We start from the raw sequence: 24,036 nt of genomic DNA on the forward strand, positions 1-24,036 counted from the left end.
CGGCTCCTTCGGATCGGCGAGGCGGAACGGTGGTGCGGACCTGCGAGAGCTCGTACGGGAGGTCAGCGGGCGACCATCGGGTTGCGCAGGGTCCCGACCCCTTCGAGCCAGGTGACCAGCACGTCTCCCGGAGCGAGGAACTTCTGCGGGGTGCGGGCACCGCCGACGCCGGCCGGGGTACCGGTGAAGATCAGGTCGCCCGGCAGCAGGGGGCACACGGCCGACAGTCGGGTGACCAGCTCCGGGACGTCGAAGACCATCTCGGAGGTGCGGCTCTTCTGCAGGACTTCGCCGCCTTCGAGCCGGCAGCCCAGCTCCAGGTCGTCGGGGTCGGCGAACTCGTCGGTGCTGACGAGTTCGGGGCCGAGCGGGGCGAAGCCGGGGTAGGACTTGCCGAGCGAGAACTGCGGTGCGGGTCCAGTGAGTTGCAGGCGCCGCTCGGAGAGGTCCTGACCCACTGTCATTCCCGCCACGTGGGACCATGCGGTCTCGCGGGTCGCGCGATGGCAGTGGCGGCCGATGACGACGACGAGTTCCGCCTCCCAGTCGACCAGCCCGTCGGGGAGGGCGACGGCCGTCTCGTGGCCGGTCAGGGACGTGGGGAACTTGGTGAAGACGGCGGGTTCGGCCGGTACCTCCAGCTTCGACTCCGCGATGTGGTCGCGGTAGTTCAGGCCGACCGCGAAGATCTGGGCCGGCCGGGGGACGGGAGGTCCCCACACCGTGTCGGCGTCCGTGCCGACCCCGGGTGCCGTCGCCGCGTCCGGTGACGCCAGGAACTCCCGCGCCCAGGTGGCGAAGGCGTCCCAGTCGGCCAGTGCGGTCTGTGCGTCGGGGCCGAAGCGTCCTCCGCTGGCCTCCGCGGCGTCGACGTAGCGCTCCGGGCCCTTGATGACGAGTCGTCCGTTGATGTGTGCCAGGCGCATGCGGTCCTCCATGCCGTACGGGTGTCTGCAGCGGCAGTCTTCTCCGGCAATCTCGCTGAGGCAATAGATTAACGATATTTTTTCACGTTGTCGTTTTGCTGCTACGGTGTGCGGTCATGGCTGGTGAGAAGGCAACTAGAGGCGGCATCGTCTACGCGCGGATCCGCGAGGACATCTTCCAAGGGGTGTTCCAGCCCGGGCAGCGGCTGCGCCTGGTGGAACTGGCGCAGCACTTCTCCGTCAGCCAGTCGGTCGTGCGTGAAGCCCTCACGCGCCTGTCGGAGCAGGGCCTCGTGCACGCCGCTCCCCAGCAGGGCTTCCGTGTGGTCACGGTGTCCCTGGAGGACCTCAATGAACTCACCGAGGCCCGGATCGAGCTCGAAACGCTGGTGCTGCGCCGGGCCATCGAACGCGGCGACCTCAAGTGGGAGGCGACCGTGGTCGCCGCACACCATCACCTGACCGGAGTCAGCGGCGTGCGGCCGGACGGCACCATGAACAGCGACTGGTTCGCCGTCCACGAGCAGTTCCACCAGACGCTGCTCCAAGCGTGCGGCAATGCCCGGCTGCTGGCCGCGGCCCTCAGCCTGCGGGACGCGGCCACGCTGTACCGCCGCTGGTCGCTGCCCGTGGGCCACGACACCGAGCGCGATGTCGCGGGCGAGCACCAAGCGATCGTCGACGCCGTATTGCGCAGGGACGCCGACGATGCGGTCGAACTGCTGGCGCGGCACATCGACCGCACCTCGCAGGCACTGCGTACGGTGATCGAGAACAACCCCGCCACGGTGGCGTAGCCCGGCAGGTCCATGCCGTGCCGTACCCGGTACGCGCCACGCTGCTCGCACGACGGCAAGGACGGCGTCATGACGGCTCACCCCGCACCCGGCCCCGCCGGCTGGATCCACCGCCTCGCCCCCGGCCGCGCGGACGCACCGCACTCTCCCGCCAGCTCGGCGCACGGCATCGCCGAGGCGACCGACCGCCTCGGTCCTCGGCCCGTGGCCTGGGCCATCGACGTCGGCGACGAGCTGGCCCGCGTCATCATCCGTGAGGTCCCCGAACTCGGGGGCGGGCCGGCCCCCTTCGAAACGCTGCGGATGGGCACCGAAGCCGCGACACTCTACGCGCTGCTCCTGCTGGCCGACCCCGCGGTGGAGCGGAGGATTCCCGAGGAGTCCCTGCTGGGGGACCGTGAGTTCGCCCGGCGGCGCCTCGGCCTGGACAAGGTGTTGCGCGGCATCCGCGTCGCACACGCGGCCCTGACACACGCCCTGATGACCGCATGCCAGGAACTCACCCCGCCCGCCGAACGTGCGGAGCAGTTCCGCCGCGTCTCCGAGCTGCTCTTCGGCTTCGTCGACGAGTTCTCCTCGCGGATGACCGCCGAGTACCTGTCCGAGCACGACCGGTGGCTGACCAGCGGTGCCGCGGCCCGCGAGGAAACCGTCCGTACGATCCTCGACGGGCAACCGGTACGGCAAGCAGCCGCGAGCGAGCTGCTCACCTACCGGCTGGAGGGCCGCCACCTGGCCGTCATCGCATGGTGCGACAGCCCGGCCGCGGACGCCGCCGGCGATCTGCAACGGGCGGCGGCCGAACTGCTGCATTCGCGCGGTTGTGCGTCGACACTGGTGCTCCCCACCGGCCGGACCACCGTGTGGGCGTGGGGCACCCCGCAGGCCGCATCCGCCGCCCCGACGCCCGGTGGGTTTCCGGCCCCGGAAGGCATCCGCTTCGCCTGCGGCTCGGTGCGGAACGGACTGCCGGGGTTCCGCCAGTCGCACGAAGACGCCCGGCACACCGTCCGGGTCATGCAGCTCAACCCCCATGGCACGGCTCCCGTCGTCGACCACCCGGACATCCAGCTGGCGGCACTGCTCTCCGCCGACCTGTCCGCCCTGCGCCGCTTCGTGAGCGACGAACTGGGGGACCTGGCAGCGGACAGCCGCCAGGCGGACCAGCTGCGCCGGACGCTGCACCTGTACTTGCGCAACGAACGCAGCCTGACGGTCGCCGCCGCGCAGCTGCACATCGCGCGCAACACCGTCACCTACCGGGTCAAGCGCGCCCAGCAACTGCTCGGCCACGACCTCACGCCCCGGCTGCCCGAGGTCATGTCGGCCCTGGAGGCCGCCCGGACGCTCGGCCCCGCAGTGCTCCGGCCGGCGGGCAACAGCGCCCATGACGGGGACGGTCACCACCGCTCCTGAGGCCGTCGCCGCTCCTGACGAGCCCTCATGAGCAGCTCAGATCAGGGGAGTGACCTGCTCTTCGACGCCCAGGAGCGCGCGCCCGTACAGCTCGCTCGCGATAGCCGGGTTGATCACCGCGTGCCGGCTGCCCGTCTCCTGGTCACGCCAGATCCGCTGCAGCGGATTGGCCTCGGCGAAGCTGCCGGCGCCCTGGATGCTCAGCAGCAGATCGAGCGCCTCACGGGAACGCCGGGCCACGTAACCGGTGTCCATCCGCACCCGCGCCCGCGTCTCGAACGGCATGTACGCGTCCCGGGCCGCCCAGCTGTCGATGTCGTCGGCGGCCCGCATCAGATGCAGACGGGCGGTGTCGACCAACTGGGCCGCCTCGGCCAGCTGGATCTGGGTCGAAGGAGCCTCGCCGGCGCGCTCGTAGAAGGTGTAGGAGATCCCCCTGCCCTTGGCGAGGGAGGCCGTGACCAGGTCCAGCCCGGCCTGCGCCAGACCCACCTGCGGCCCCGCCAGCACCAGCGCGAGCACCGGAACCAACGCCGACCGGTACAGCGCCTCGTCCTTGTGCTCGGTGGGGTAGCCGCCCTGCACGCTCCGGGTCACCGACAGGATGCGGTGCGTGGGGACGAAGACGTCCTGGGCGACGAGGGTGTTGCTGCCGGTGCCCCGCATGCCGGCCACGTACCAGGTGTCCTCGATCGTCAGCTCGTCCAGCGGGATGAGGGCGGCGCCCTGGTCGATCTGCTGTCCGGAGCCGTCCACCACGGGAATGCCGAGCGACGCCCACTGCGAGTGCAAGCTGCCGGAGGCGAAACCCCAGCGGCCGCTCACGATCAGCCCGCCGTCGACCGCCCGGCTGGTGGCGCTGGGAGCGAGCACCCCGCACACCCGCGCGTCGGGATTCTCGCCCCAGACATCCCGCTGCGCCCGCTCGGGGTAGAGGCCGACCATCCAGTTGCAGACGTTGATCAGCGTGGTCACCCAGGCCGTGGACCCGCAGCCGCGCGCGAGCTCGGCGGTGACCTCCAGAAAGGTACGGAAATCCGCCTCGTGGCCGCCGAACCGCCGCGGCACGGTCAGGCGGAACAGCCCGGCCTCGGACAGGGCCGCGATGTTCTCCTCGGCGACCATACGGTCCGCCTCCGTACGGGCGGCGTTCTCCCGCAACAGCGGCACCAGTGCTGCCGCGCTCTCCGTCAGCGCCGCGGTGGGCGCCGCCGTGGTACGCGGTCCGGCTGTGGTCGTGGCCATGGGATCCTCCTGTGTTTCGCGGCTCGGGTGGCACCTCATGAGGCGAGGCGCCGTTGCCGGGATTCCACGCCGGCTACGCGTCGCTGTCCTGTGGCCGGGACCGCAGAGTCCGTCGCGTCGGTTGGGCCGGGGGACCAGTCCGGCGGCGGGTTGCGCCCGGCGCCCAGGATCACCAGCCCGGCTTGGCCGCCCGGCCCAATGCCCTGCGGAGGCAGCGGTGGATTCACTGGAGTGGCATCCGCGCCGCCGATCCCGCGTGTCACCGCTGGCGGCGCACGGTCCGGTCCCCGCATCCCTGGAGGTCGTTGTGTCCGCATCCGCCCTTGCCGCGCCTGACCTGCCCGCCACTACGGCCGACCCCACGGCGTTCCGTCACGTGCTCGGCCAGGTACCGACCTCGGTGAGCGTGGTGACCGCCACGACACCGCAGGGCCCGGTGGGTGTCACGGTGGGCAGCTTCACCTCCGTCTCCCTCGAACCCCCACTGGTGGCCTTCTACTGCGGCCGGCACTCGGCCAGTGCGGAGGCGATCGTCGCGTCCGGGGCCTTCTGCGTGAACGTACTGGCCGAAGACCAGCAGCAGGTCTGCGCGGCCTTTGCCGGCCGCACGGCGGACCGGTTCGCCACCGGCGACTGGCAGCTCGCCGCGCGTGCGGCACCGCGCCTCGGCGGGGCGGCGGCCTGGATCGAGTGCGCTGTCGAGGACAGCTTCCCCGCAGGTGACCACGTGGCGGTGGTGGGCCGGGTACAGCGCCTGGCCGCGGCCGGCGGGACCCGCGGCCCCCTGATCTTCCACCGCGGCCGGCTGGTCCGCCTGGACCGCGCCGGCGAGGGGCACATGGCCACCCGGTCCTTCGACTGGTGGGGCAGCTGAATCTCCGTGCCCGAGTGCGGTGCCGCAACCGAACCGGGCGGCGCGCCACCCGCGAACCGAGCGCCGTGCCGGTCGGCGGCCAGGCACGGGTCCACCCCCGGCTGTCACAGCGCCGCGTCCGCACCCCCGGGAGCAGACGCCCGATGACTGTCCTCCGAGAGCCGGCGGGAGATCGCGCGGGCCGTCGCCCGGACGGCCGGGCCGTAGCCCGAATCCGCGAAACCGGTGCTCGGTGCGACGACCGACAACGCCGCCACCACCTCCGCGCCGTCCCGCACCGGCGCGGCTACCGTACTCACCCGCCAGGGGCGGCTCTGGTGCCCGAAGGCATGATCACCGCGGCGTACCTCCGCCAGCACGCGACGCAGTTCGGCGGGGGTGTCGATGTCGTCGTGACCCTGCCCCGGCTCGTACGTGGCGATGGCGTGCTCCTGGACGGACGGCGGCGCGAAGGCGAGCAGCACCAGCCCGACACCGGTGCACGTCAGAGGAAGGCGGCCGCCCACGCGGTACCGCACGGGGCCGGCGTCGAGCGCCGACAGCCGCTCGACGAGCAGCGCCTCGTTCCCGTCCCGCACGGCGAGCAGTACGTGCTGCCGGGTGACGTGGAAGAGGTCCTCCATGAAGGGCATCGCCACCGACCGCAGCCCGTGACCACGCGGAGCCAGGGAAGCGGTCTCCAGCAAGCGCAGCCCCACGACGAAGCGGCCGTCGTCGAGACGTTCCAGCGCACCCACCTGGATGAGGGAGCGGGCGAGCCGCAGGGCACTGCTGCGGGGGATGCCGCTGCGCTGTGCGAGCTCGGCGAGAGTCTGCGCACGATGGTTGCTGTCAAAGGCGCTGAGCAGGGCGAATGCCCGGTCGATCACCGGTTGCCCCTGAGCCGGCCGGCCTCCGCGCCGGGGCCGGCCACCACCATCGGAAATCGGTGTTTCATTCATCGGCATCACTCATGCCAATCTACGGCCTCGTTTCTAGCGTGGCACGAGTACGGAATCCACCACGAGGAGACCCCCATGACCCCGACCGGGCTCATTGATGTCCACGCCCACTTCGTCACCGACGGTTACGTCGACGCTGCCCGCTCCGCCGGTATCGAGCACCCCGACGGAATGCCCGGCTGGCCCACATGGAGCGTCGAAGGGCAGCTCGCCATGATGGAGCGCGCAGGGATCGAGAAGTCCTACCTGTCGGTGTCCTCCCCGGGCGTGCACTTCGGGGACGACGGCGCGGCCCGCTCCCTCGCGCGCGAGGTCAACGAGTTCGGTGCCCGGGTCCGTACCGAGCACCCTCAGCGGTTCGGTCACTTCGCCTCCCTGCCCCTGCCCGACGTCGAAGGTTCGCTCGCCGAGGCCGCCCACGCACTCGACGTACTGGGTGCGGACGGCGTAACCGTGGAAAGCAACCACCACGGCCGCTACCTCGGGAATCCCCGGTTCGAGCCGCTCTGGGCGGACCTCGACCGGCGCGGCGCCCTCGTCTTCGTCCACCCCACCTCACCGCCCCACGCCGACGACCTCTCCCTGGGCCGGCCGCGGCCCATGTTGGAGTTCCTCTTCGACACCGCCCGCACCGCGAGCGACCTGCTCTTCAGCGGTGTCCTGGCCCGTTACCCGCGGATCCGTTGGATCCTGACCCACGGCGGCGGAGTCCTGCCCCTGCTCGCCGACCGCATGGAGCTGTTCCGCACCCTGGCGGGCGTCGGTTCCGAGGGCGACGGACCCGCGGCCGCACCGAGCACCGTGGAACAGCTGGGCCGCCTCTGGTACGACATGGCCGGTACGCCCTTCCCGCGCCAGATCCCGGCCTTCGACGCGGCCTTCGGCACCGAACGCCTTCTGTACGGCAGTGACTCCTGCTGGACCCCTGCCGACCTGGTGTTCGCCCAGGTCGCGTCCGTCGACTCCGCGGTACAGCCGTCCGCCACCGACACCTGGCGGGACCTCACCACACGCAACGCGCGCCGCCTGTTCGCCGCGGACGCCCGATGACCGCCCGAGACGCGAAGGACCGGCAGCCCGTGCCTCCCACCCCTCTTCTCCTGCGCTCCGCGACCGTCGTCGACACCCGCGACGGCTCGCTCCATCCCGAGACCGACGTGCTGATCCAGGGTGGTGTCATCACCGCCGTAGGACGCGGCCTCACCGCACCCGACCACACGACGGCCGTCGACGCCCACGGCCGGTACCTCGTCCCGGGGTACAACGACATGCACGCCCATCCGCTGGGCCGTGGCGGTGACGTGGCCGCCACCCTCGAACTCATGCTGGTCCACGGCATCACCGGCTACCGCCAGATGTCCGGCGACCTCGACCTGCTGCACGCCCGCGCGTCGGGCACGCTGAGCTTCCCCCCGGCATCGCCGGCACTGCTCGCCATGCCCGGCCCGCTCCTGACCATGCTGAACACCGCAACGCCCGAGCAGGCCGTCGCGACCGTGCGCGAGCAGGTCGCGGCGGGCGCGGACTTCATCAAATCCGCCGCCATGACCAAGGAGCGTTTCTTTGACGCCCAGGCCGAGGCGCTGCGGCTCGGAGTGCCGATCGTCGGCCACCTGCCCGGCGGCATCGACGTCCTGCGCGCCTCACGGCTCGGGATGAAATCGATCGAGCACTTCGGCTCCGGGCTCGGCGTTCTGGCGTGCTGCTCCACCGAGGAACACACCCTCCAGAAGGCCGCGGGCGCACGGCAGCGGCTGAGCCTGCCGAAGATCAAACTGCCGTTCATGGACAAGGCCGTGAACGCCCTCATGAAGCGGGTGGTACTCAATCCCGTCAACCTCAACCGGCCCGAAGACGTCGCCCTGGTGGACCGGGCCGTCCGGACGTACGACGAGGACCGTACACGCGAACTCGCCGCGCGCTTCGCCGCGGACGGGACCTGGCACGTGCCCACCCTGATCCGCCAGAAGACCAGCAAGCTCTGCGACGACGACGCCTTCGCCACCGACCCCGACCTGCGGTACATGTCCCGCGCCACCCTGAAGACCTGGGACGGCGTGGTCGCCAGGTTCCGCAAGCAGTTCACGCCCGAGCAGCGTGCCACCTTCGCCGCGTCCCACCGCTACGAGTACGACATGGCGCGGGTCTTCGACGCCGAGGGTGTCAGGATGCTCGTCGGCACCGACTCCTCCGGAGCCGTCTGGGTCGTCCCCGGCGCCGCGCTCCACGACGAGATCGACCTGCTCGCGGAGGCGGGAATCCCGCCGCTGCGGATGCTGCAGATGCTCACCCTGTCCGCTGCGGAGTTCCTCGGCACCACGGACACGATGGGCACCGTCGAGACCGGCAGGAACGCCGACCTCGTCCTCCTCGACGCCAACCCCGTCGAGGACACGGCCAACCTGCACCGCGTCGTCGGCGTGGTGCGCGCCGGTACGCACTACTCCGAAGCGGACCTCACGGCGGCCAAGGACCGGCTCGCGGCAGAGCGAACCGTCGACTGACCGGGCCCGCCCCCCCAAGCGACCGGCCGAATACCCCACACCGCACCCGACGCACCGTACGGAGAACTCCATGTCGGACATCGACGTCGTCACCCAGACCGTGCTGCTGGAACGCCAAGCACGCGACCGCGGCTGGTGGGACCGGATGCTGGCCTGCTACTGGCCCGATTCCACGGTGTTCCTCAGCTGGTACCGGGGCGACGGCCCAGGGTTCGCAGCCGCTTCCGAGGCCATGTCCGGCAGGGGAGACGCCAGCGTGCACCGCCTGTCCCCGCCGGCCGTCCGGATCGTGGGCGACCGGGCCTTCGTCGAGGTACCGGCCTGCATCGAGGTGCGGACGGTCGTCGACGACGTCGCCGCCGACCTCGTTTCCTTCACCCGCATCATCTACCGCCTCGAGCGACGCGACGGCCGCTGGGGCATCACCGCGCTGGACTGCGTGTACGAGCGCGACACGCTCTCTCCCGCCGTCCCCGGCCGGCACATCGCCATCGCCCCGCAGGACCTTGCCGCCTACCGCGCGCCGTACGCGATCCTCGCCTGGCACCTGGCCCGGCGCGGCTACGACGTGGCCTCCGACCTGCTCGGCGACGACCGGCCCGACCGCACGGCGGCCTTCTACGCCGAGACACTGGAATGGCTCCAAGGCTGACGCGTACCGCACAATCCGTTCCCAACTCCCTCGCTCTGTCGGCAGGTTGGGGGATCAGGCGCGAGCGGGCGACTGTCCGGCGCGGCGGCGGTCGGGGGTGAGCAGGTAGGCGAGCGCCATGTCGCTGAGTTCGTCCGCGTAGGCGTTCTGGGCCGTCTCGTCCGCCGGACGGTCGGGGCGTACGGAGTTGTGGAAGCAGGCGCCGAGGAGGGCGCGGGCCACGGTGTCCAGTGCTGCCTGCGGGTCCGAGCGCCGGATCTGGCCGGCGTAGGGAGCCGCGGCTTCGAGCAGGAGGCGGTGGACCTCGGTGATGGTGCGGGCGCCGCGGTCCAGTGCGTAGGTTCCCCGGACGCGCAGCAGGTCGGGGAAGAGGCCGCTGGTGTCGGCGAAGGACTGCAGCAGCGCGTGTGTGTACGCGTCCATGACCCCGGGCAGGGAGGGCTCGGCCGTGCGCAGTTGCTCGGCCACATGCTCTTCGCGCCGTTCGAGCATCCGCTCCGTCAGCGCGGTGACCAACTGCTCCTTGCCTTCGAAGCGGCGGTAGATCGAGCCGACCGAGACGCCGGCGCGTGCCGCGACGCCGGTGATCGTCATCTCCTCCAGGCCCACCGAGGTGACGAGCTCCTCGGCCGCCTGCAGCACCCGGGCCAGGGTCGCGGCGCTGCGCGCCTGCCGGGGTTCCCGGTAGTGCGCTCGGTGCTTCGGCTCATCACTCATGGTCGGCATCGTATCGGCGGTGGCTCGGGCGATCGTTCTTGACAGGTGACGCGCTCTCGTCGCTAGTATCGTAAATGCGAATGCGAGTTCTCGTTCGCATTTCAGTCCACGACGAGGAGCCACCGATGCCACCCATGCCTCTGCAGTCGGAGAGCGCCGCGCAGGCCCATGCCCTGATCACCGCCATCCGCGAGCGCCGCGGCGAATTGGCCGAGGGCGGTTTCGCCAGCGACCGTGACAACGCGGACCCCACCGCCAACCTGGCGCTGCTGGCCGGGATCGGGGCGGCGCGGCTGGCCGTTCCCACCGAGTACGGCGGGCTCTGGGACGGTACGGAACGCGGCGGGTGGGGTGCGGTCATCCGGGCGGTACGGGAGGTCAGCGCGGGTGACGGCCCCACCGGACAGAACTGGCTCACCACTGTCCTGGTGGCCCGCGAACTGCTCGGCCCCGACAACGGCCTTCCCAAGCCGACCCGCGGGGAACTGGCACGCCGGATACTCGACGACGGCCTGCGGCTCGTCTCCTCGGCTGCCGAAACGGGCGTGACGGGCAAGGTGACCGCGCGCCTCGCCGATGGCGGTGTGGTGCTCAGCGGTTCCAAGTCCTTCAATTCCAACAGCGGTGGCCTGGGCATGGCCATGGTCAGCTGCCTGATGGAAGGGGAACGGCCCGCGCGTCACCAGGTCCTGGTGGACCTCAACGACCCCTCGGTGCAGTTGCACGACGACTGGGACAACATGGGGCAGCGCGGCACCCGCAGCCAGACGATCACCTACCGGGACGTCTTCGTGCCCGACGGCTGGCACCAGCCGGCCGACGGGCAGCCGACCTCGGTCTTCCTGGGCGCGGCCATGCTGCTGCACGCGGCACTGATGCAAGGCATCGGCGAGGGCGCCCTGGACGCCCTCGTCCAGCACACGCGCACCATGAAGCGCGGCTCGCTGCCCCAGTTCGCCACCCCGGCCGATGACCCACTGATCCTGCGCCGCATCGGCGCCCTCTCCAGCAGGCTGGCCGCCTCCCGCGCACTGCTGCACACCGCGGCGGACCAACTGGAGACATCCGAGGACGGCGCGGACATGGACGCCGTCGCCATCGACTGCTTCCGGGCCAAGGTCGCCGCCGTCGATGCCTCCCTCGAAGCAGCCGCCGGGATTCACGAGGTCACGGGCGCCCGCAGCACTTCCCACGCCTACCGGCTCGACCGCTACTGGCGCAACGCCCGCACCTTCGCCTCCCACGACCCCACCGACGCGAAGAACGTTTACATCGGCGGCTACGAGCTCGGCAACCGCCTCCCGCCGCTGTCCACGATCATCCGCCTCTGAGCACCGGTCCCGGCCCGGCCGCCTCGCCGGGCCCCCTGCCCAGCCCCGCCGGCCCCCGAAAGCAACCGACATGCCTCAACACGACACCGCACCCACCACCCGCAGCCCCGGCGCCGACCTCGTCTCCGACACGCTCTTCCGGCAGGCCATAGCCGAGGTCGCCACGCCCGTCTCCGTCGTCACCACCGCCGAGGGAGGCACGCCGTACGGCACCACCGTGAGCGCGTTCGCCTCCCTGTCCAGGAACCCGCCGATGGCGATGGTCGCACTGGACGAGAACTCCAGCCTGCTGGCCGTGCTGCGCCGCACACACCGCTTCGCCCTCAACGTCCTCGGCGCAGGCCAGGAAAACCTTGCGGGCGCCTTCGCCCGCAAGGGCTCCGACAGGTTCGCCGGGGTCCGTTGGTACGAGGAATCCGGGCTGCCACGGCTCGCCGATGTCAGCATCTGGCTCGCCTGCGCCGTGGACCAATTCCTCCCGGGCGGCGACCACATCATCGCAGCGGGCCTGGTCACCGAGGCGCGCGTCAGCGAAGACGCCGGGCCGCTCACCTACCACCGCCGCCGATTCGGCACCCACGTACCGGCCGGCGCACCCCGCGACACCGGTCCTTCCGCGGTGCCCCGGCGGTAGAGCTCAACGTTTGCCGGGGGAGAGGACGGGCACGCGTCGAACATGCTTCGGAACGGAGGCATGCCCTTGGGAAGTGGTGTGTATCCACCCGGGTGTGCCTTCCGGAACGCGCTTCTCCTGGGAATCGACGATCCACGATCGACTGTTTCGACCAGGCAGGAGCCCGGACCATGCCCTTCGCGTCCCGCACCACGAACTCACCGCTCACCCCCCGCATCGCGGCGTCCGTGACCCGGCGGCCGGCCCAGCAGCCGACTCAGCGGCGTCCCGACAAGGCGCCCACCCGCCCGCCGAACAAACCCGCGCACCGGCACGAGCAGGTCCGCTGAGTCCTTCTCACCAACAGCCCCTCGCGTGCCCCTTCCGCCTTCCGGTGCGCCCGTGGCATCCTCACGCTCGTCGCTCTTATGAACATCGTTCATATCCATGGAAGGCGGGCTCATGGAGATCAGTAGACGCACCCTGCTGGGCAGTGCGATCGGCGTCGCCGCGTCGGCCGCACTGCCCACCGCCGCGGCCACGGCGGCCGGTCACCGTGCGGACCTCTGGGGCGAGTTCAGCGATCGGCCCTTCACGCACCCGCAGATTCCGTACGTGGGCCGGGCGGGCTGCCGGGCCGGTGCGGGACCGGACGGCCGCCCCGTCGCCGCCCGGAGCGCCGGCGTGCGGGACATCGATGTCGTACGCGATCTCGGTGCGGCCGCCGACGGCTCGGCCGACGCCGCTCCCGCCATCAATCGCGCGATCGAGACGGTGGGCCGGCGCGGGGGCGGCACCGTCACCCTCCCGCCCGGCACCTACCGCATCGACGACGTCATCCGCATCGGCCACGACGGCGTCGTCCTGCGCGGCGCGGGCAGCGGCCGCACCACACTCCACGCCACCAAGAACCTGACCGAGCTGATCGGCCCGTACGGCAGCCGGTACGGCGGTGACAAGTCCAGCTGGTCCTGGGCGGGCGGCCTCATCTGGCTCTGCCCGACCGCCCGTTGGGACTCGCTGGTCACGGCGGTCAAGAAGCAGGAGTGGCCGTTCGAGGGCTGGACGGGCAACCGGCGTGACGAGTGGCGCCCGCTCACCGCCGTGCACCCCGCCCGCCGCGGTTCCTGGACGGTGACGGTCGACGACACGGCCCGCCTCTCCCGCGGCGACCTGGTCCTGCTGCGCCTGGCCGACGATCCGGACCACACCCTCCTGGAGCACATGGCCGGGGGCGGCCCCGGCCCCGAGGCGTACGTCTGGGACGACAAGACCAAGCTCACCAGCTATGTCCCCTACGAGTGGCCGGTGCGCATCGCACACGTCAACGCGCGCACGGTGACCTTCGAGCGTCCGATCCCGCTCGACATACGCCCGGAGTGGCACCCGCAGCTCACCACCCACGTCCGGGCACTGACGGGTGCCGGCGTCGAAGGGCTCACCCTCGAAGCCGTCGAGACGCCGCAATCGCCGCACCTGCTCGACAAGGGCTACAACGGTGTCGTCCTCCAGTGCGCGTACGACTGCTGGGCGCAGGACGTGACCGTCCGCCACGTCGACAACGGCTTCGGATTCGTCGCGGCCTCCGCCTGCACCCTGCGCACCACCCGGGTGACGGGCCGCGGCGCACACCATCCGTACTTCTGCCGCGAGGGCTCGCACGACAACCTCGTCGAGGACTTCACCATCGAGGAGCGCACCGTCCCCGCGCCGCCGGGCACCCAGCTGCACGGCATCAACGTCGAGGGCCTGTCCAGCTACAACGTCTGGTCACGCGGCCGGATGGAGATGGGTACGTTCGACAGCCACCGCGGGATGCCCTTCGCGAACGTCCGTACCGACATCACGCTGGACAACAACGGCCGGCACGGCGGGGACGCCAGCGCGGGCCCCCTCTTCGGCGCACGGTTCACCCACTGGAACATCCGCGTCACCAATGGACGGGCCGGCCTGGTGAAGATCGACGGACTGGCCCCGTACAGCGCCACCGTCGGCATCTCCCCGGTCCGTGAATTCGACCAGATCGACGTCCCGGACTTCGCCGGTGACCTGCACGGCAGGCTGGCGGCCTACGGCAGCCCCGAAGCGGTCCGGCCGCAGAATCTGTACGAAGCACAGCGGCGACTGCGCCCATGACCGGTACGGACGGCGACGACTCCGCTTCCGCGCACCCGACCCCGGTCATGCATGTGTCCCCGGTCATGCGGCCCCGGAATCGATGGGCATAGCATCGGTCTCCCTATGCTCACTGTCACCCTCTGGGAATTCCTCGCGCTCGCTGCTGCCGCAGCCCTCGTCGGCTTCTCCAAGACCGCCGTCAGCGGGGCCAATACGATCAGCCTCGCCGTGTTCGCGGCCGTACTGCCCGCCCGCGCATCCACCGGAGTGCTGCTGCCGCTGCTGATCGTCGGGGATGTGCTGGCGGTGCTCACCTACCGGCGCCATGCCCACTGGCCCACGCTGTGGCGGATGTTCCCCGCGGTTGCCGGGGGCGTGGTGCTGGGGACGCTGTTCATGCTGTGGGCGGACGATGCGGTGGTGCGTATCTCGATCGGCGCGATCCTGCTGTTCATGGCCGCGGTCACGGTATGGCGCAGACGCGCCGCGAGCACAGCGGGGGAGCGGGAGGACGAGGGCGCGGCGGGCGGTGGCCGCCTCAAGACCCGCTCGTACGGTGTGCTCGGGGGATTCACCACCATGGTGGCCAACGCGGGCGGCCCGGTGATGTCCCTCTATCTGATCTCCACCGGCTTCAAGAAGCTCGGCTTCCTCGGCACCTCGGCCTGGTTCTTCCTGATCGTCAACACCTCCAAGCTGCCCTTCAGCGCCGGCCTCGGCCTGATCGACGCCCGGTCACTGCTCCTGGACGCGGCCCTCGTGCTCTTCGTGCTCCCCGGTGCCTACCTCGGCAAGCGGTGCGTGAACCGCATCAACCAGCGGCTCTTCGAGCGCCTGGTGATCGGAGCGACGGTGCTCGGCGGGCTGCAGCTGCTGCTGCGCTGACGCGCGCGAGCCGGCCGCCGGGCCGGGACGCTCACCCGCATCAGGTGATGCACGACCGGATAACCCTCGCCAGACTGACGCCGTCCCGGAGTCCCACCGTGCGGTGAGGGAGTACGCGGATGACGACGAAGGCGCAGACGCAGCGGACCGGAGCGGCCGCCGAGACCGGCGGGAAGTGGCGGTTGTGGGGGCCGTACCTCAGCGAAAGGCAGTGGGGCACGGTCCGGGAGGACTACAGCGAGTCGGGGGACGCCTGGTCCTCCTTCCCGCACGAGCACGCACGGTCGCGCGCCTACCGGTGGGGCGAGGACGGCCTCGGCGGCATCTGCGACGAGAAGCAGCGGCTGTGCTTCGCGGTCACGCTGTGGAACGGGCGCGATCCGATCCTCAAGGAGCGGGCGTTCGGGCTGACCAACAGCGAGGGCAATCACGGCGAGGACGTGAAGGAGTACTACTTCTATCTCGACAGCACGCCCAGCCATTCCTACCTGCGGTACCTGTACAAGTACCCGCAGGGCGAGTTCCCGTACAACGACCTGGTGGCCACCAACCGGGCCCGCGGCCGGCAGGAGTTCGAGTACGAACTGCTGGACACCGGGATCTTCGACGACGACCGGTACTTCGACGTCACCGTGGAGTACGCCAAGGCCGCGCCGGACGACATCCTGATCCGGATCACCGCCGAGAACCGCGGACCGGACGAGGCCGCACTGCACCTGCTGCCGACGCTCTGGTTCCGCAACACCTGGTCCTGGCGGGAGGGGGCCGGCAAGCCCCGGCTGGCCGCCGTCGAGAGCCCGCGCGGCACGACCGCGCTCCGGGCGGACCACCCCGGCCTGGGCAGCTACGAGCTGAGGTGCGGCGGCCAGGTACCGCTGCTGTGCACCGAGAACGAGACCAACAACGAACGGCTCTTCGGATCGCCCAACGCCTCGCCCTACGTCAAGGACGGCATCGGGCGGTACGTCGTGGGCGGCGAGACCGAGGCGGTCAACCCCGCGCGCGAAGGCACCAAGGCCGCGGCGCACTACACCCTGACCATCGCGGCGGGCGGCAGCGAGACCGTACGGCTGCGCCTGGCGCCCACCGGCTCTCCGATGCCCCTGGCCCGTGACTTCGACCGCGTCTTCCGCGACCGGCGGGCCGAGGCGGACGCCTTCTACCGCACGCTGCTCCCGGACGGCGCGACCGAGGACGAGGCGCGTGTCATGCGCCAGGCGCTGGCCGGGATGCTGTGGAGCAAGCAGTACTACCACTTCGATGTGGAGGCCTGGCTCGCCGACCACGGCCTGGAGCCGTGGCACATGCCGCCCCGGGCGATGCGTAATCACGAGTGGTTCCACATGGTCAGCGACGACATCGTGGCCATGCCGGACAAGTGGGAGTACCCGTGGTTCGCCGCCTGGGACCTGGCCTTCCACACCCTCGCGCTGGCGGTGGTGGACGCGGACTTCGCGAAGGAGCAGCTCGAACTGCTGCTGCGCGGCACGCATCTGCACCCCAACGGTCAGATCCCGGCGTACGAATGGAACTTCACCGACGTCAATCCGCCGGTCCACGCCTGGGCCGCCTACTTCCTCTACGTCCTGGAACAGCGCCGTACCGGCCTGGCCGACCGGGACTTCCTTGAGCGCGTCTTCCAGAAACTGCTCACCAATTTCACCTGGTGGGTCAACCGCAAGGACCCCGCGGGCCGCAATGTGTTCCAGGGCGGCTTCCTCGGCCTGGACAACATCGGCGTGTTCGACCGCAGTGCGCCACTGCCCACCGGAGGGCAGCTGGAACAGGCCGACGGCACCGCGTGGATGGCCCTGTACTGCCAGAACATGCTGCAGATCGCCGCGGAACTGGTCGAGCACAACCCGGCCGTCTACGAGGAGCACGTGCTCAAGTTCGCCGAGCACTTCATGTGGATCTCGGGCGCCATGGACCGCACCGGTGACCTGCCGGACGATCTGTGGGACGAGGAGGACGGCTTCTTCTACGACGTCCTGCGGCTGCCGGACGGGCAGGCGGTCCGGCTGAAGGTCCGTTCGATGGTGGGCCTGCTCCCGCTGTGCGCCGCCACCGTGTTCCGGCCCGCCCAGCTGGCCAAGGTACGCGGACTGGGCGACCGGCTGCGCCGCTTCGCCGACCGGCATCCCTCGCTCACCGCCACCCTGGCCTCGGCTCGGAGCGGCGTCCCCGGCGGCCCCCGGCTGCTCTCCGTCGTCGACGAGAAGAAGCTGCTGCGAGTCCTGGCGTACCTGCTCTCCGAGGACGAGTTCCTGAGCCCGTACGGCATCAGGTCCCTCTCCCGCCACCACGCCGAGCACCCTTACACCTTCTGGGTGCACGGCGAGGAATACCGGGTCGGCTATCTGCCCGCCGAATCGGACTCCGGGATGTTCGGCGGCAACTCGAACTGGCGCGGGCCCGTGTGGTTCCCCATGAACGCCCTCATCATCCGCGGGCTGCTCAACCTGTACGCGTTCCACGGAGACGACTTCACCGTCGAATGCCCCACCGGATCCGGCGTCCGGATGAACCTCTACGAGGTCGCCGAGGAGATCTCGGCGCGGCTCACCCGGCTCTTCCTGCGCGACGCCGACGGCCACAGGCCCGTGTACGGCGGTCAGGAAAAGTTCCGGAACGATCCGCACTGGCGCGACCTGATCTCCTTCCACGAGTACTTCCACGGCGACAACGGCGCGGGCATCGGCGCTGCCCACCAGACCGGCTGGACGGGCCTGGTCGCCACCTTGATGAGCACCTTCGGGAACCTCACGCCCGAGGACTTCCAGGCCGACCCCGCCCGGAGGCGGACACCATGACCAAACTCCCGGCGCAGCCGGTCATCCACGAGGTCAACACCCGAGTGTGGCTCCGCGAACTCCAGGCCCGTCCCGGCCGCCCGGCCGGCCTCGGCGACGTGCCCAAGGACGCCTGGGACGAGATCACCCCGCAGGGCGTCGACGCCGTCTGGCTCATGGGGGTGTGGGAACGCAGCGACGTGGGCCGGGACATCGCCCTGCGCGACCCGGCGCTGCGCAGTGCCTTCAAGCAGGCACTGCCGGATGTGACGGAGGAGGACATCGCCGGATCGCCGTACTGCATCCGCCGCTATGTCGTCGACGAGACGCTGGGCGGCAACGCGGGGCTCGCCTCGGCACGCGCCGAGCTGGCCCGCCGGGGCATCGGTCTGATCCTCGACTACGTACCGAACCACCTCGCGCCCGACAGCCCCTGGGTGAGCGAGCACCCCGAGTACTTCGTCCAGGGCACCGCCGAGGATCTGCGCCGCGACCCGGCCGCCTACCTGGAGGCCGGCGGCCGGATCCTCGCCCGTGGCCGGGACCCGTTCTTCCCGCCCTGGCCGGACGTGGTCCAGCTCAACGCGTTCGCGCCGGAGCTGCGCGCGGCCACCACGGACGTGCTCGCCCGGATCGGTGAGCTCTGCGACGGCGTCCGCTGCGACATGGCCATGCTGCTGATGAACGACGTCTTCGCCAGGACCTGGCAACGCCATGCCGGCCCGCCGCCCGAGGAGGACTTCTGGCCCGCCGTCCTGTCCGGCGTGCGGCAGCGACGCCCCGGCATGACCTTCGTCGCCGAGGCGTACTGGGACCTCGAATGGGCCCTGCAGCAGCAGGGGTTCGACTTCTGCTACGACAAGCGCCTGTACGACCGGATCCTGCACGGGAGCGCGGATGCCGTGCGCGCGCACCTGCGAGCGGGCGAGGACTACCAGCGCCGCCTCGTACGCTTCCTGGAGAACCACGACGAGCCGAGGGTGGCAGCGCACCTCGGCCCGCCGGAGGAACGCGCCGCGGCCGTCATGACGGCCACCCTCCCCGGCGCGACGCTGTGGCACGAGGGCCAGTTCACCGGCCGCCGCACGCACCTTCCGGTCTTCCTGACCCGGCGCCCCGAGGAGCCGCCCGACGCCGGGCTGCGGGCCTTCCACGAGCGGCTCCTGGCAGCCGTCCGCAACACCGGAATGCGCAACGGCCACTGGCGCCTCCTGGAGTGCGAGGGCTGGCCGGACAACGCCTCCCACCGTGCTCTGCTCGCCTGGTGCTGGACCGGGGAGACCGGCCGGTTCGTGAGCGTCGTCAACTTCGCCGGACATCGCTCCCAGGCCAGGGTACGGCTGCCGTGGGCCGAACTGGCAGACAGTCAGGTGCGGTTGGCCGGTCTGCTGGACGACTCCCGGTACGAACGTTCCGGTCGCGAAGTGACCGGCCCCGGACTCTTCGTCGACCTGGACGCCTGGGGCGTGCATCTCTTCGCGGTCGAGCCGGGCCGTGGCTGACCGTCGGGAATCCGCGGGGGCCGGGGAGGCCGCTCGGCGGGGGACCGGGGAGGGAGCGGGCGCCGCCCGGGTCGTCCTTGCCGTCATCGCGACCCAGCAGCTGCTCATGGCGTACGACTCGACCGCCATGAACGTCGCCGTCTCCGACATCGTCACCGACCTCGACACCACACTGACCGGAGTGCAGTCCGCGATCTCGCTCTACGCCCTGGTCATGGCCGCGCTGATGATCACCGGCAGCAAACTCGGCAGCCGGGTCGGGCACCTGCGCATGTTCACCCTCGGCGCCACCCTCTACGGATGCGGCGCCCTGGTCACCGCGCTGAGCCCGGGGCTGCCGGTCATGCTCCTGGGCTGGTCGCTGCTCGAAGGCATCGGCGCGGCCCTGGTCTTCCCGGCGATCCTGTCCATCGCCACCCTGGCCTTCACCGGCGCCGCGCGTACCCGCGCCCTCACCCTCGTCGGCGCGGCGGCAGGAGTGGGCGCCGCGCTCGGCCCCCTTCTCGGCGGCGTGATCACGCGCTATCTGAGCTGGCGGGTCTCGTTCCTCCTGGAGACCGTCGTGACGGCGGTCGCTGTCGTCCTCATCAGCCGGCACCGGACACCGCCCTCGAAAGCCGTCAGGCAGCCGTCCTTCGACATCCTGGGCGCCGTTCTGTCGGCGCTGGGCTTCGGACTGATCGTGCTCGGCACCCTGCTGGCCAGCCGGTACGGGCTGCTCACCGCACGCACCGACGTCGTCGTGTCCGGCCGCACCGTACTCGACGAAGGCCAGGTCTCGCCCACGCTGGTGCTCGGACTGTCCGGCCTCGTCGTGCTCGCGCTGTTCGCCTGGTGGGAGGGCCACCGCATACGCACCGGACGGGATCCGCTCGTCCGTCCCGCCGTCCTGCGCAACCGGACCACACGCGTGGGGTCGTTGTCCCTGGGCCTGCAGTTCCTCGTGCTGGCGGGGGTGTTCTTCCTCGTCCCCGTCTTCGTGCAGACGACGCTGGACTACGACGCCCTGGAGAGCGGACTGACGCTGCTCCCGGCGACCGTGATGCTCGTCCTGGGCGCGGCGGCCGGCACCCGTGCCGTCGGCAGGGGACGCACGACACGCAAGCCGCTCATCATCGTCGGTTTCCTGCTGATCGCCGCCGGTGCCGCAATGATCGTCTTCGCGTTCGAGCCGGTCAGCTCCGGCCTGAAGATCGCTCCCGGGCTGGCGGTCACCGGTCTCGGACTCGGCCTGTGCACGCTGCTCCCGGATCTCGTGCAGTCCTCCGCGGCCGAGGACCGGGTCAGCGATGTCGCCGGACTCTCCCGCAGCTTCTCCTACCTGGGCCAGTCGCTGGGCATCGCACTGGCCGGCGCGCTGATGATCGGCGTTCTGCTCAGTACCGTGCTGGCCTCGGCCCGGACCAGCACCGCCCTCACCAGCAGCCAGAAGGCCACCGTGGAGCACGCACTGGAGCACAGCGTCCAGGCGACCGCGGTGAGCGACCAGCAGCTGCGAGCCGAGCTGGACCAGCGGGGCATCACCGGGCCGCCCGCCGACGAGCTGGTACGCATCAACGCACTGGCCCGTGAGGACGGCCTGACCGCGGCCATGGCCGCCATGGGGGTGTTCGCCCTGTCCGGCGCCGCACTGGCGGCACGGCTGCCTCGGGCCGCACGGAATCCGGCTCCCGCACGGGACCGGCGGCGGCATGCGTGACTTCCGGCGCGGGGCGAAGGGGAGGGGTCCCCGTCCCTCCCGCACACCGCGGCCGATGGGCACCGGCACGGCCGTGGCTGTCACCGTGGCGGTGCTGGTGGCCGCCAATCTGGCCAACAACCACTGGCTGCCCGCGTGGGGGTGGCTGACCGCCCTCGTCGCCGGCGCGCTGCTGCTGGGGGTGCTCTTCCGAGCCGGAGGCACCTGGGCGGATGCGGGGCTGGACCCTGCCACGCTGGGACGTGGCGCGCGCTGGGCCGCGGTGCTGATCGGGCTGGTCGGCGTGGTTTACGCGGCGGCGGCGCTGCTGCCGGCCACCCGTGCCCTGTTCGCGGACGAGCGGTACAGCACGCTGACCGGCGGTCAGGTGGCGATGCGTGTCCTCGTCACCGTGCCCCTCGGAACGGTGCTGCTGGAGGAGGTCGCCTTCCGGGGCGTGCTGTACGGACTGGTGCGCCGGGCCCGGGGTGCGGTGTGGGCGACGGCGGTGTCGAGTGTGCTGTTCGGGTTGTGGCACGTCCTGCCGTCGCTGCAACTGGCGAGCGTGAAGCCCGCGCTGGCGCCGGTGTTCGGACGGTCCGCGCTCGGTGCGGTGGCCGCCGTCGTGGCCGCGGTGCTGTTCACCGGGGCCGCGGGCGTGCTCTTCTGCGAGCTGCGCCGCCGCAGTGGCAGCCTGCTGGCGCCCATGGGCCTGCATTGGGCGGTCAACGCCTTCGGCTATCTGGCGGGCTTCCTGCTGCTGCGCTGACCTGCCTGTGGCAGGCACGCGCCGTATGGCGGCGGCGTGCACCGCCACGCTGTCACTTCCCGGCCGCGATGATGTCCTTGAGACGGTCGAGGTCCTGGGCGGTGACGTCCGCCGGCCGCAGGACGGCGTTCCACGCGTCGACGTACTCGGTGGTGTACGCGTGACCGTGGCCGCCCGGGACATCGGTGGAGAACGGAAGGTCCGCGGTGACCTGCCAGAAGGTCACGAGGGGAAGCCACACCATCTGCTTGAGTACGTCGTCGCCCGGGTGCTGGCCGATCCAGTCCGGTTCGCTGTGGATGAGGCGCGGGCTCCACCAGACGATCGGGTCGGACGGGTGCATGAGGTAGAGGACCCGGCTGTCCTTCCAGGGCCGGTTCGCCGGGGGGATCCCGGTCGCCGGATCGTTGGCGAACCGTACGGTGCGTCCGTCCTTGTAGACGGGGAGGACCTCGGGGCTGCCGGCGTCACGACGGTCGCTGAATTCCCGGAACAGTGTGTTGAAGGCGGGAGGGCCGGCGAAGAGTGTGCCGTTCGTGCGGTTGCGCAGGTCGTACTCGCCGCTGAACGCGGTCTCGCCGCCGAACGACCCCAGGCTCTCCCCGGCGACGAACAGCCGGGGGCGGTCACCCGGCGGCAGCTTCGACCAGTCGTCGTAGACGGCGTCGAAGAGGGCGCGGCCCGCCTCGCGTGCCTTGGTCTGGTCGACCAGATAGGAGAGCCAGGACGGGAGGTAGGAGTACTGGATCGCCACGGTGGCCGAGTCGCCGCCGCTGAGGTACTCGAACGTGTCCACCGCCGCGGGATCGACCCAGCCGCTCCCGGTCGTCGTCACCACGAGCAGGTTCGCGCGCCGGAAGCCGCCCTGCCGGGTCAGGTCCGCGACCGCTTCGGCGGCCCGGGACTCCGCACTGCCGGCCGATGCCAGCCCGGCATAGGACCGGATCGGTTGCCTTGCGGGGCCGCCGGTGAACCTCGCGATGTCCTTCGCCGAAGGGCCGGTGGCGGTGAAGTTCCGCCCTTGCCGGCCCAGCGAGTCCCACGGTACGAGCGAGCCGGGTCCGCCCGAGCGCAGGTTCGACGAGGGCTGGTGCACCCCCTCCTCGGTCGTGGTGTCGCGCAGCGAGAACGCCTTGTTGGCAACGCCGACGAAGCCGTTGAGCAGCAGGCCGGTGACGACCGCCCAGACGAGTCCGGCGACCAGGATCCAGCCGACCGCGGTCGCAGCGCGCGGCCCGATCCAGCGCCTCAGCAGCCCCTTCAGCCTGCGGTACAGGCCGCGGATGCCGCGTGCGGTCAGCAGGAGCAGGGCGAAGACCAGGGCCGCGATGAGGGGGGAGATCACGGCGAGCGGGATGTTGTAGTGGGTGACCCCCATCAGCCGGCGGATTTCGTGCTGCCAGTACTGCCCGAAGCCGAAGAAGAGACCGAACAGGATGGCCGCACTGACGAAGAAGGCGGCCCAGGACCTGGGCTGCGGGGGCCGTGGCCCGCGATCGGCGAACGCGCGCCACACCCACGCGGCGAGCACGCCGGCGCCGTACCCGAGGGCGGCGTTGATGCCGCATATCAGGCCCTGCAGGATGCCGCCGCGCGGGAGCAGTGACGGGGTGTAGGAGAGACAGGCGAACAGGAGCGCTCCCCAACAACCGGGGAGGGTGACGGACAGCGCCTCCCGGCGTTTGCGGGACCCCGGCGACGGGCGTGGGCCGTCCGCCGCCGCGGCATCCGCCCTCCGGGACGGGCCGGCCGGTGGCCCTGGAGTGTTTTCCGCCATGGCTACCCTCCGTCCGGAAGGCCGCACCAGGACAGAGCAGCGACCGGTGTGACCGATGTCAGTGCATGACCGAGGTCAGTGCAGGATCCTGTCCTTCGCCCGCTGGAACTCGTCGTCCGAGATGTCGCCGCGTTCCCTGATCCGGGAGAGCTTCGCCAGCTCGTCGGCCTGGCTGGTCCGGGGCGTGCCGGTCGCCGCAGTCCGGCGGACGTAGTTGTCGAAGGCTTCCTGCTGCGCCTGTGCCCTGTTCACTTCACGCCGGCCCATGCCGCGGCCCCGGGCGAGAACGTAGACCAGGACACCGATGAACGGCAGCACGACCACGAAGATGATCCAGGCCGCCTTGGCCCACCCGTTCAGCCCGTCGTCACGGAAGACATCGCCGATGACGCGGAAGAGCAGGAAGAACCACAGCACCCACATGAACAGCACGAACGTGGTCCAGAAAACCCCGAGGAGCGGATAGTCGTACGCGAGGGTGACGGAACCGCTCATGGAC

Annotated in this window: 21 protein-coding genes; 15 read left to right on the forward strand and 6 right to left on the reverse strand. The window is 70.9% G+C overall.

The window, feature by feature from the left end; translation table 11 throughout:
* Positions 1 to 62: 62 nt before the first annotated feature.
* Positions 63 to 926, reverse strand: a complete 864-nt coding sequence (locus tag ACZ6WH_RS17875) for a fumarylacetoacetate hydrolase family protein (RefSeq protein ID WP_469729375.1) — start codon at positions 924 to 926, stop codon at positions 63 to 65.
* Positions 927 to 1,042: 116 nt separating this feature from the next.
* On the opposite strand from ACZ6WH_RS17875, the gene ACZ6WH_RS17880 reads away from it, so the two are divergent.
* A complete protein-coding gene (locus ACZ6WH_RS17880) occupies positions 1,043 to 1,723 on the forward strand; it encodes a GntR family transcriptional regulator (RefSeq protein WP_469729376.1) in 681 nt (226 codons plus the stop codon).
* A 69-nt stretch (positions 1,724 to 1,792) separates the two neighbouring features.
* Positions 1,793 to 3,139, forward strand: coding sequence for a PucR family transcriptional regulator (locus ACZ6WH_RS17885; RefSeq protein ID WP_469729377.1), 1,347 nt, complete (start codon positions 1,793 to 1,795; stop codon positions 3,137 to 3,139).
* A gap of 36 nt (positions 3,140 to 3,175) precedes the next feature.
* Here ACZ6WH_RS17885 and ACZ6WH_RS17890 read toward each other — a convergent pair whose 3' ends face one another.
* Positions 3,176 to 4,384, reverse strand: a complete 1,209-nt coding sequence (locus tag ACZ6WH_RS17890; protein WP_469729378.1) for an acyl-CoA dehydrogenase family protein — start codon at positions 4,382 to 4,384, stop codon at positions 3,176 to 3,178.
* 307 nt (positions 4,385 to 4,691) lie between these two features.
* Between ACZ6WH_RS17890 and ACZ6WH_RS17895 the strand changes: the two genes are divergently transcribed.
* Positions 4,692 to 5,258: a flavin reductase family protein gene (locus ACZ6WH_RS17895; RefSeq protein ID WP_469729379.1), complete on the forward strand. Its 567-nt coding sequence runs from the start codon at positions 4,692 to 4,694 to the stop codon at positions 5,256 to 5,258.
* 104 nt (positions 5,259 to 5,362) lie between these two features.
* On the opposite strand, the gene ACZ6WH_RS17900 is transcribed toward ACZ6WH_RS17895, so the two are convergent.
* On the reverse strand, positions 5,363 to 6,127 hold the full coding sequence (locus tag ACZ6WH_RS17900) for an IclR family transcriptional regulator (RefSeq protein WP_469729380.1): 765 nt from the start codon (positions 6,125 to 6,127) through the stop codon (positions 5,363 to 5,365).
* Positions 6,128 to 6,274: 147 nt separating this feature from the next.
* Between ACZ6WH_RS17900 and ACZ6WH_RS17905 the strand changes: the two genes are divergently transcribed.
* The 3 genes from ACZ6WH_RS17905 (at position 6,275) to ACZ6WH_RS17915 (ending at position 9,355) form a co-directional block, all read left to right on the forward strand.
* Positions 6,275 to 7,249, forward strand: a complete 975-nt coding sequence (locus tag ACZ6WH_RS17905) for an amidohydrolase family protein (RefSeq protein ID WP_469729381.1) — start codon at positions 6,275 to 6,277, stop codon at positions 7,247 to 7,249.
* The gene (locus tag ACZ6WH_RS17910) at positions 7,246 to 8,703 is read left to right on the forward strand and encodes an amidohydrolase family protein (RefSeq protein WP_469729382.1); all 1,458 of its coding nucleotides are present in this window, start codon (positions 7,246 to 7,248) and stop codon (positions 8,701 to 8,703) included. Before ACZ6WH_RS17905 ends, ACZ6WH_RS17910 begins: the two co-directional genes overlap by 4 nt.
* Before the next feature lie 70 nt (positions 8,704 to 8,773).
* Positions 8,774 to 9,355, forward strand: coding sequence for a nuclear transport factor 2 family protein (locus tag ACZ6WH_RS17915; RefSeq protein WP_469729383.1), 582 nt, complete (start codon positions 8,774 to 8,776; stop codon positions 9,353 to 9,355).
* A gap of 54 nt (positions 9,356 to 9,409) precedes the next feature.
* Here ACZ6WH_RS17915 and ACZ6WH_RS17920 read toward each other — a convergent pair whose 3' ends face one another.
* Positions 9,410 to 10,072 carry a TetR/AcrR family transcriptional regulator gene (locus ACZ6WH_RS17920; RefSeq protein WP_469729384.1) on the reverse strand — a complete coding sequence of 221 codons (663 nt, stop codon included), beginning with the start codon at positions 10,070 to 10,072 and terminating at the stop codon, positions 9,410 to 9,412.
* A gap of 125 nt (positions 10,073 to 10,197) precedes the next feature.
* Between ACZ6WH_RS17920 and ACZ6WH_RS17925 the strand changes: the two genes are divergently transcribed.
* From ACZ6WH_RS17925 to ACZ6WH_RS17965, 9 genes are all read left to right on the forward strand, one after another.
* Positions 10,198 to 11,403: an acyl-CoA dehydrogenase family protein gene (locus tag ACZ6WH_RS17925; RefSeq protein ID WP_469729385.1), complete on the forward strand. Its 1,206-nt coding sequence runs from the start codon at positions 10,198 to 10,200 to the stop codon at positions 11,401 to 11,403.
* A 70-nt stretch (positions 11,404 to 11,473) separates the two neighbouring features.
* Positions 11,474 to 12,037 (forward strand): flavin reductase family protein, encoded by a 564-nt coding sequence (locus tag ACZ6WH_RS17930; RefSeq protein ID WP_469729386.1) that lies wholly within the window; start codon positions 11,474 to 11,476, stop codon positions 12,035 to 12,037.
* Positions 12,038 to 12,207: 170 nt separating this feature from the next.
* Positions 12,208 to 12,366: a hypothetical protein gene (locus tag ACZ6WH_RS17935; RefSeq protein WP_469729387.1), complete on the forward strand. Its 159-nt coding sequence runs from the start codon at positions 12,208 to 12,210 to the stop codon at positions 12,364 to 12,366.
* A gap of 112 nt (positions 12,367 to 12,478) precedes the next feature.
* Positions 12,479 to 14,152 (forward strand): glycosyl hydrolase family 28-related protein, encoded by a 1,674-nt coding sequence (locus tag ACZ6WH_RS17940; protein ID WP_469729388.1) that lies wholly within the window; start codon positions 12,479 to 12,481, stop codon positions 14,150 to 14,152.
* Positions 14,153 to 14,257: 105 nt separating this feature from the next.
* Positions 14,258 to 15,019 (forward strand): sulfite exporter TauE/SafE family protein, encoded by a 762-nt coding sequence (locus ACZ6WH_RS17945; protein WP_469729389.1) that lies wholly within the window; start codon positions 14,258 to 14,260, stop codon positions 15,017 to 15,019.
* Between the two features lie 119 nt (positions 15,020 to 15,138).
* Positions 15,139 to 17,832, forward strand: coding sequence for an MGH1-like glycoside hydrolase domain-containing protein (locus tag ACZ6WH_RS17950; protein WP_469729390.1), 2,694 nt, complete (start codon positions 15,139 to 15,141; stop codon positions 17,830 to 17,832).
* Positions 17,829 to 19,313, forward strand: a complete 1,485-nt coding sequence (locus tag ACZ6WH_RS17955) for an alpha-amylase (RefSeq protein ID WP_469729391.1) — start codon at positions 17,829 to 17,831, stop codon at positions 19,311 to 19,313. Before ACZ6WH_RS17950 ends, ACZ6WH_RS17955 begins: the two co-directional genes overlap by 4 nt.
* Entirely contained in the window at positions 19,306 to 21,012 is a 1,707-nt protein-coding gene (locus tag ACZ6WH_RS17960; RefSeq protein ID WP_469729392.1) for an MFS transporter, read from the forward strand. The genes ACZ6WH_RS17955 and ACZ6WH_RS17960 overlap by 8 nt, the downstream gene beginning before the upstream one ends.
* Before the next feature lie 55 nt (positions 21,013 to 21,067).
* On the forward strand, positions 21,068 to 21,760 hold the full coding sequence (locus ACZ6WH_RS17965; RefSeq protein WP_469729393.1) for a lysostaphin resistance A-like protein: 693 nt from the start codon (positions 21,068 to 21,070) through the stop codon (positions 21,758 to 21,760).
* Between the two features lie 52 nt (positions 21,761 to 21,812).
* Here the strand turns inward: ACZ6WH_RS17965 and ACZ6WH_RS17970 are convergent, their stop codons facing one another.
* Complete coding sequence (locus ACZ6WH_RS17970; RefSeq protein ID WP_469729394.1) at positions 21,813 to 23,537, reverse strand: alpha/beta hydrolase; 1,725 nt, start codon at positions 23,535 to 23,537, stop codon at positions 21,813 to 21,815.
* 75 nt (positions 23,538 to 23,612) lie between these two features.
* Positions 23,613 to 24,032 carry an SHOCT domain-containing protein gene (locus tag ACZ6WH_RS17975; protein WP_432863194.1) on the reverse strand — a complete coding sequence of 140 codons (420 nt, stop codon included), beginning with the start codon at positions 24,030 to 24,032 and terminating at the stop codon, positions 23,613 to 23,615.
* Positions 24,033 to 24,036: the final 4 nt, after the last annotated feature.

This window comes from Streptomyces sp. NPDC050806, from assembly GCF_055586425.1.

Bases quoted from the DNA above. Each gene is read 5' to 3' on its own strand.
- ACZ6WH_RS17955 (WP_469729391.1), top strand. From the start codon at position 17,829: ATGACCAAACTCCCGGCGCAGCCGGTCATCCACGAGGTCAACACCCGA.
- ACZ6WH_RS17950 (WP_469729390.1), top strand. From the start codon at position 15,139: ATGACGACGAAGGCGCAGACGCAGCGGACCGGAGCGGCCGCCGAGACC.
- ACZ6WH_RS17915 (WP_469729383.1), top strand. From the start codon at position 8,774: ATGTCGGACATCGACGTCGTCACCCAGACCGTGCTGCTGGAACGCCAA.
- ACZ6WH_RS17970 (WP_469729394.1), bottom strand. From the start codon at position 23,537: ATGGCGGAAAACACTCCAGGGCCACCGGCCGGCCCGTCCCGGAGGGCG.
- ACZ6WH_RS17910 (WP_469729382.1), top strand. From the start codon at position 7,246: ATGACCGCCCGAGACGCGAAGGACCGGCAGCCCGTGCCTCCCACCCCT.
- ACZ6WH_RS17875 (WP_469729375.1), bottom strand. From the start codon at position 926: ATGCGCCTGGCACACATCAACGGACGACTCGTCATCAAGGGCCCGGAG.
- ACZ6WH_RS17880 (WP_469729376.1), top strand. From the start codon at position 1,043: ATGGCTGGTGAGAAGGCAACTAGAGGCGGCATCGTCTACGCGCGGATC.
- ACZ6WH_RS17885 (WP_469729377.1), top strand. From the start codon at position 1,793: ATGACGGCTCACCCCGCACCCGGCCCCGCCGGCTGGATCCACCGCCTC.
- ACZ6WH_RS17935 (WP_469729387.1), top strand. From the start codon at position 12,208: ATGCCCTTCGCGTCCCGCACCACGAACTCACCGCTCACCCCCCGCATC.
- ACZ6WH_RS17965 (WP_469729393.1), top strand. From the start codon at position 21,068: ATGGGCACCGGCACGGCCGTGGCTGTCACCGTGGCGGTGCTGGTGGCC.
- ACZ6WH_RS17905 (WP_469729381.1), top strand. From the start codon at position 6,275: ATGACCCCGACCGGGCTCATTGATGTCCACGCCCACTTCGTCACCGAC.
- ACZ6WH_RS17975 (WP_432863194.1), bottom strand. From the start codon at position 24,032: ATGAGCGGTTCCGTCACCCTCGCGTACGACTATCCGCTCCTCGGGGTT.
- ACZ6WH_RS17940 (WP_469729388.1), top strand. From the start codon at position 12,479: ATGGAGATCAGTAGACGCACCCTGCTGGGCAGTGCGATCGGCGTCGCC.
- ACZ6WH_RS17920 (WP_469729384.1), bottom strand. From the start codon at position 10,072: ATGAGTGATGAGCCGAAGCACCGAGCGCACTACCGGGAACCCCGGCAG.
- ACZ6WH_RS17925 (WP_469729385.1), top strand. From the start codon at position 10,198: ATGCCACCCATGCCTCTGCAGTCGGAGAGCGCCGCGCAGGCCCATGCC.
- ACZ6WH_RS17890 (WP_469729378.1), bottom strand. From the start codon at position 4,384: ATGGCCACGACCACAGCCGGACCGCGTACCACGGCGGCGCCCACCGCG.
- ACZ6WH_RS17945 (WP_469729389.1), top strand. From the start codon at position 14,258: ATGCTCACTGTCACCCTCTGGGAATTCCTCGCGCTCGCTGCTGCCGCA.
- ACZ6WH_RS17930 (WP_469729386.1), top strand. From the start codon at position 11,474: ATGCCTCAACACGACACCGCACCCACCACCCGCAGCCCCGGCGCCGAC.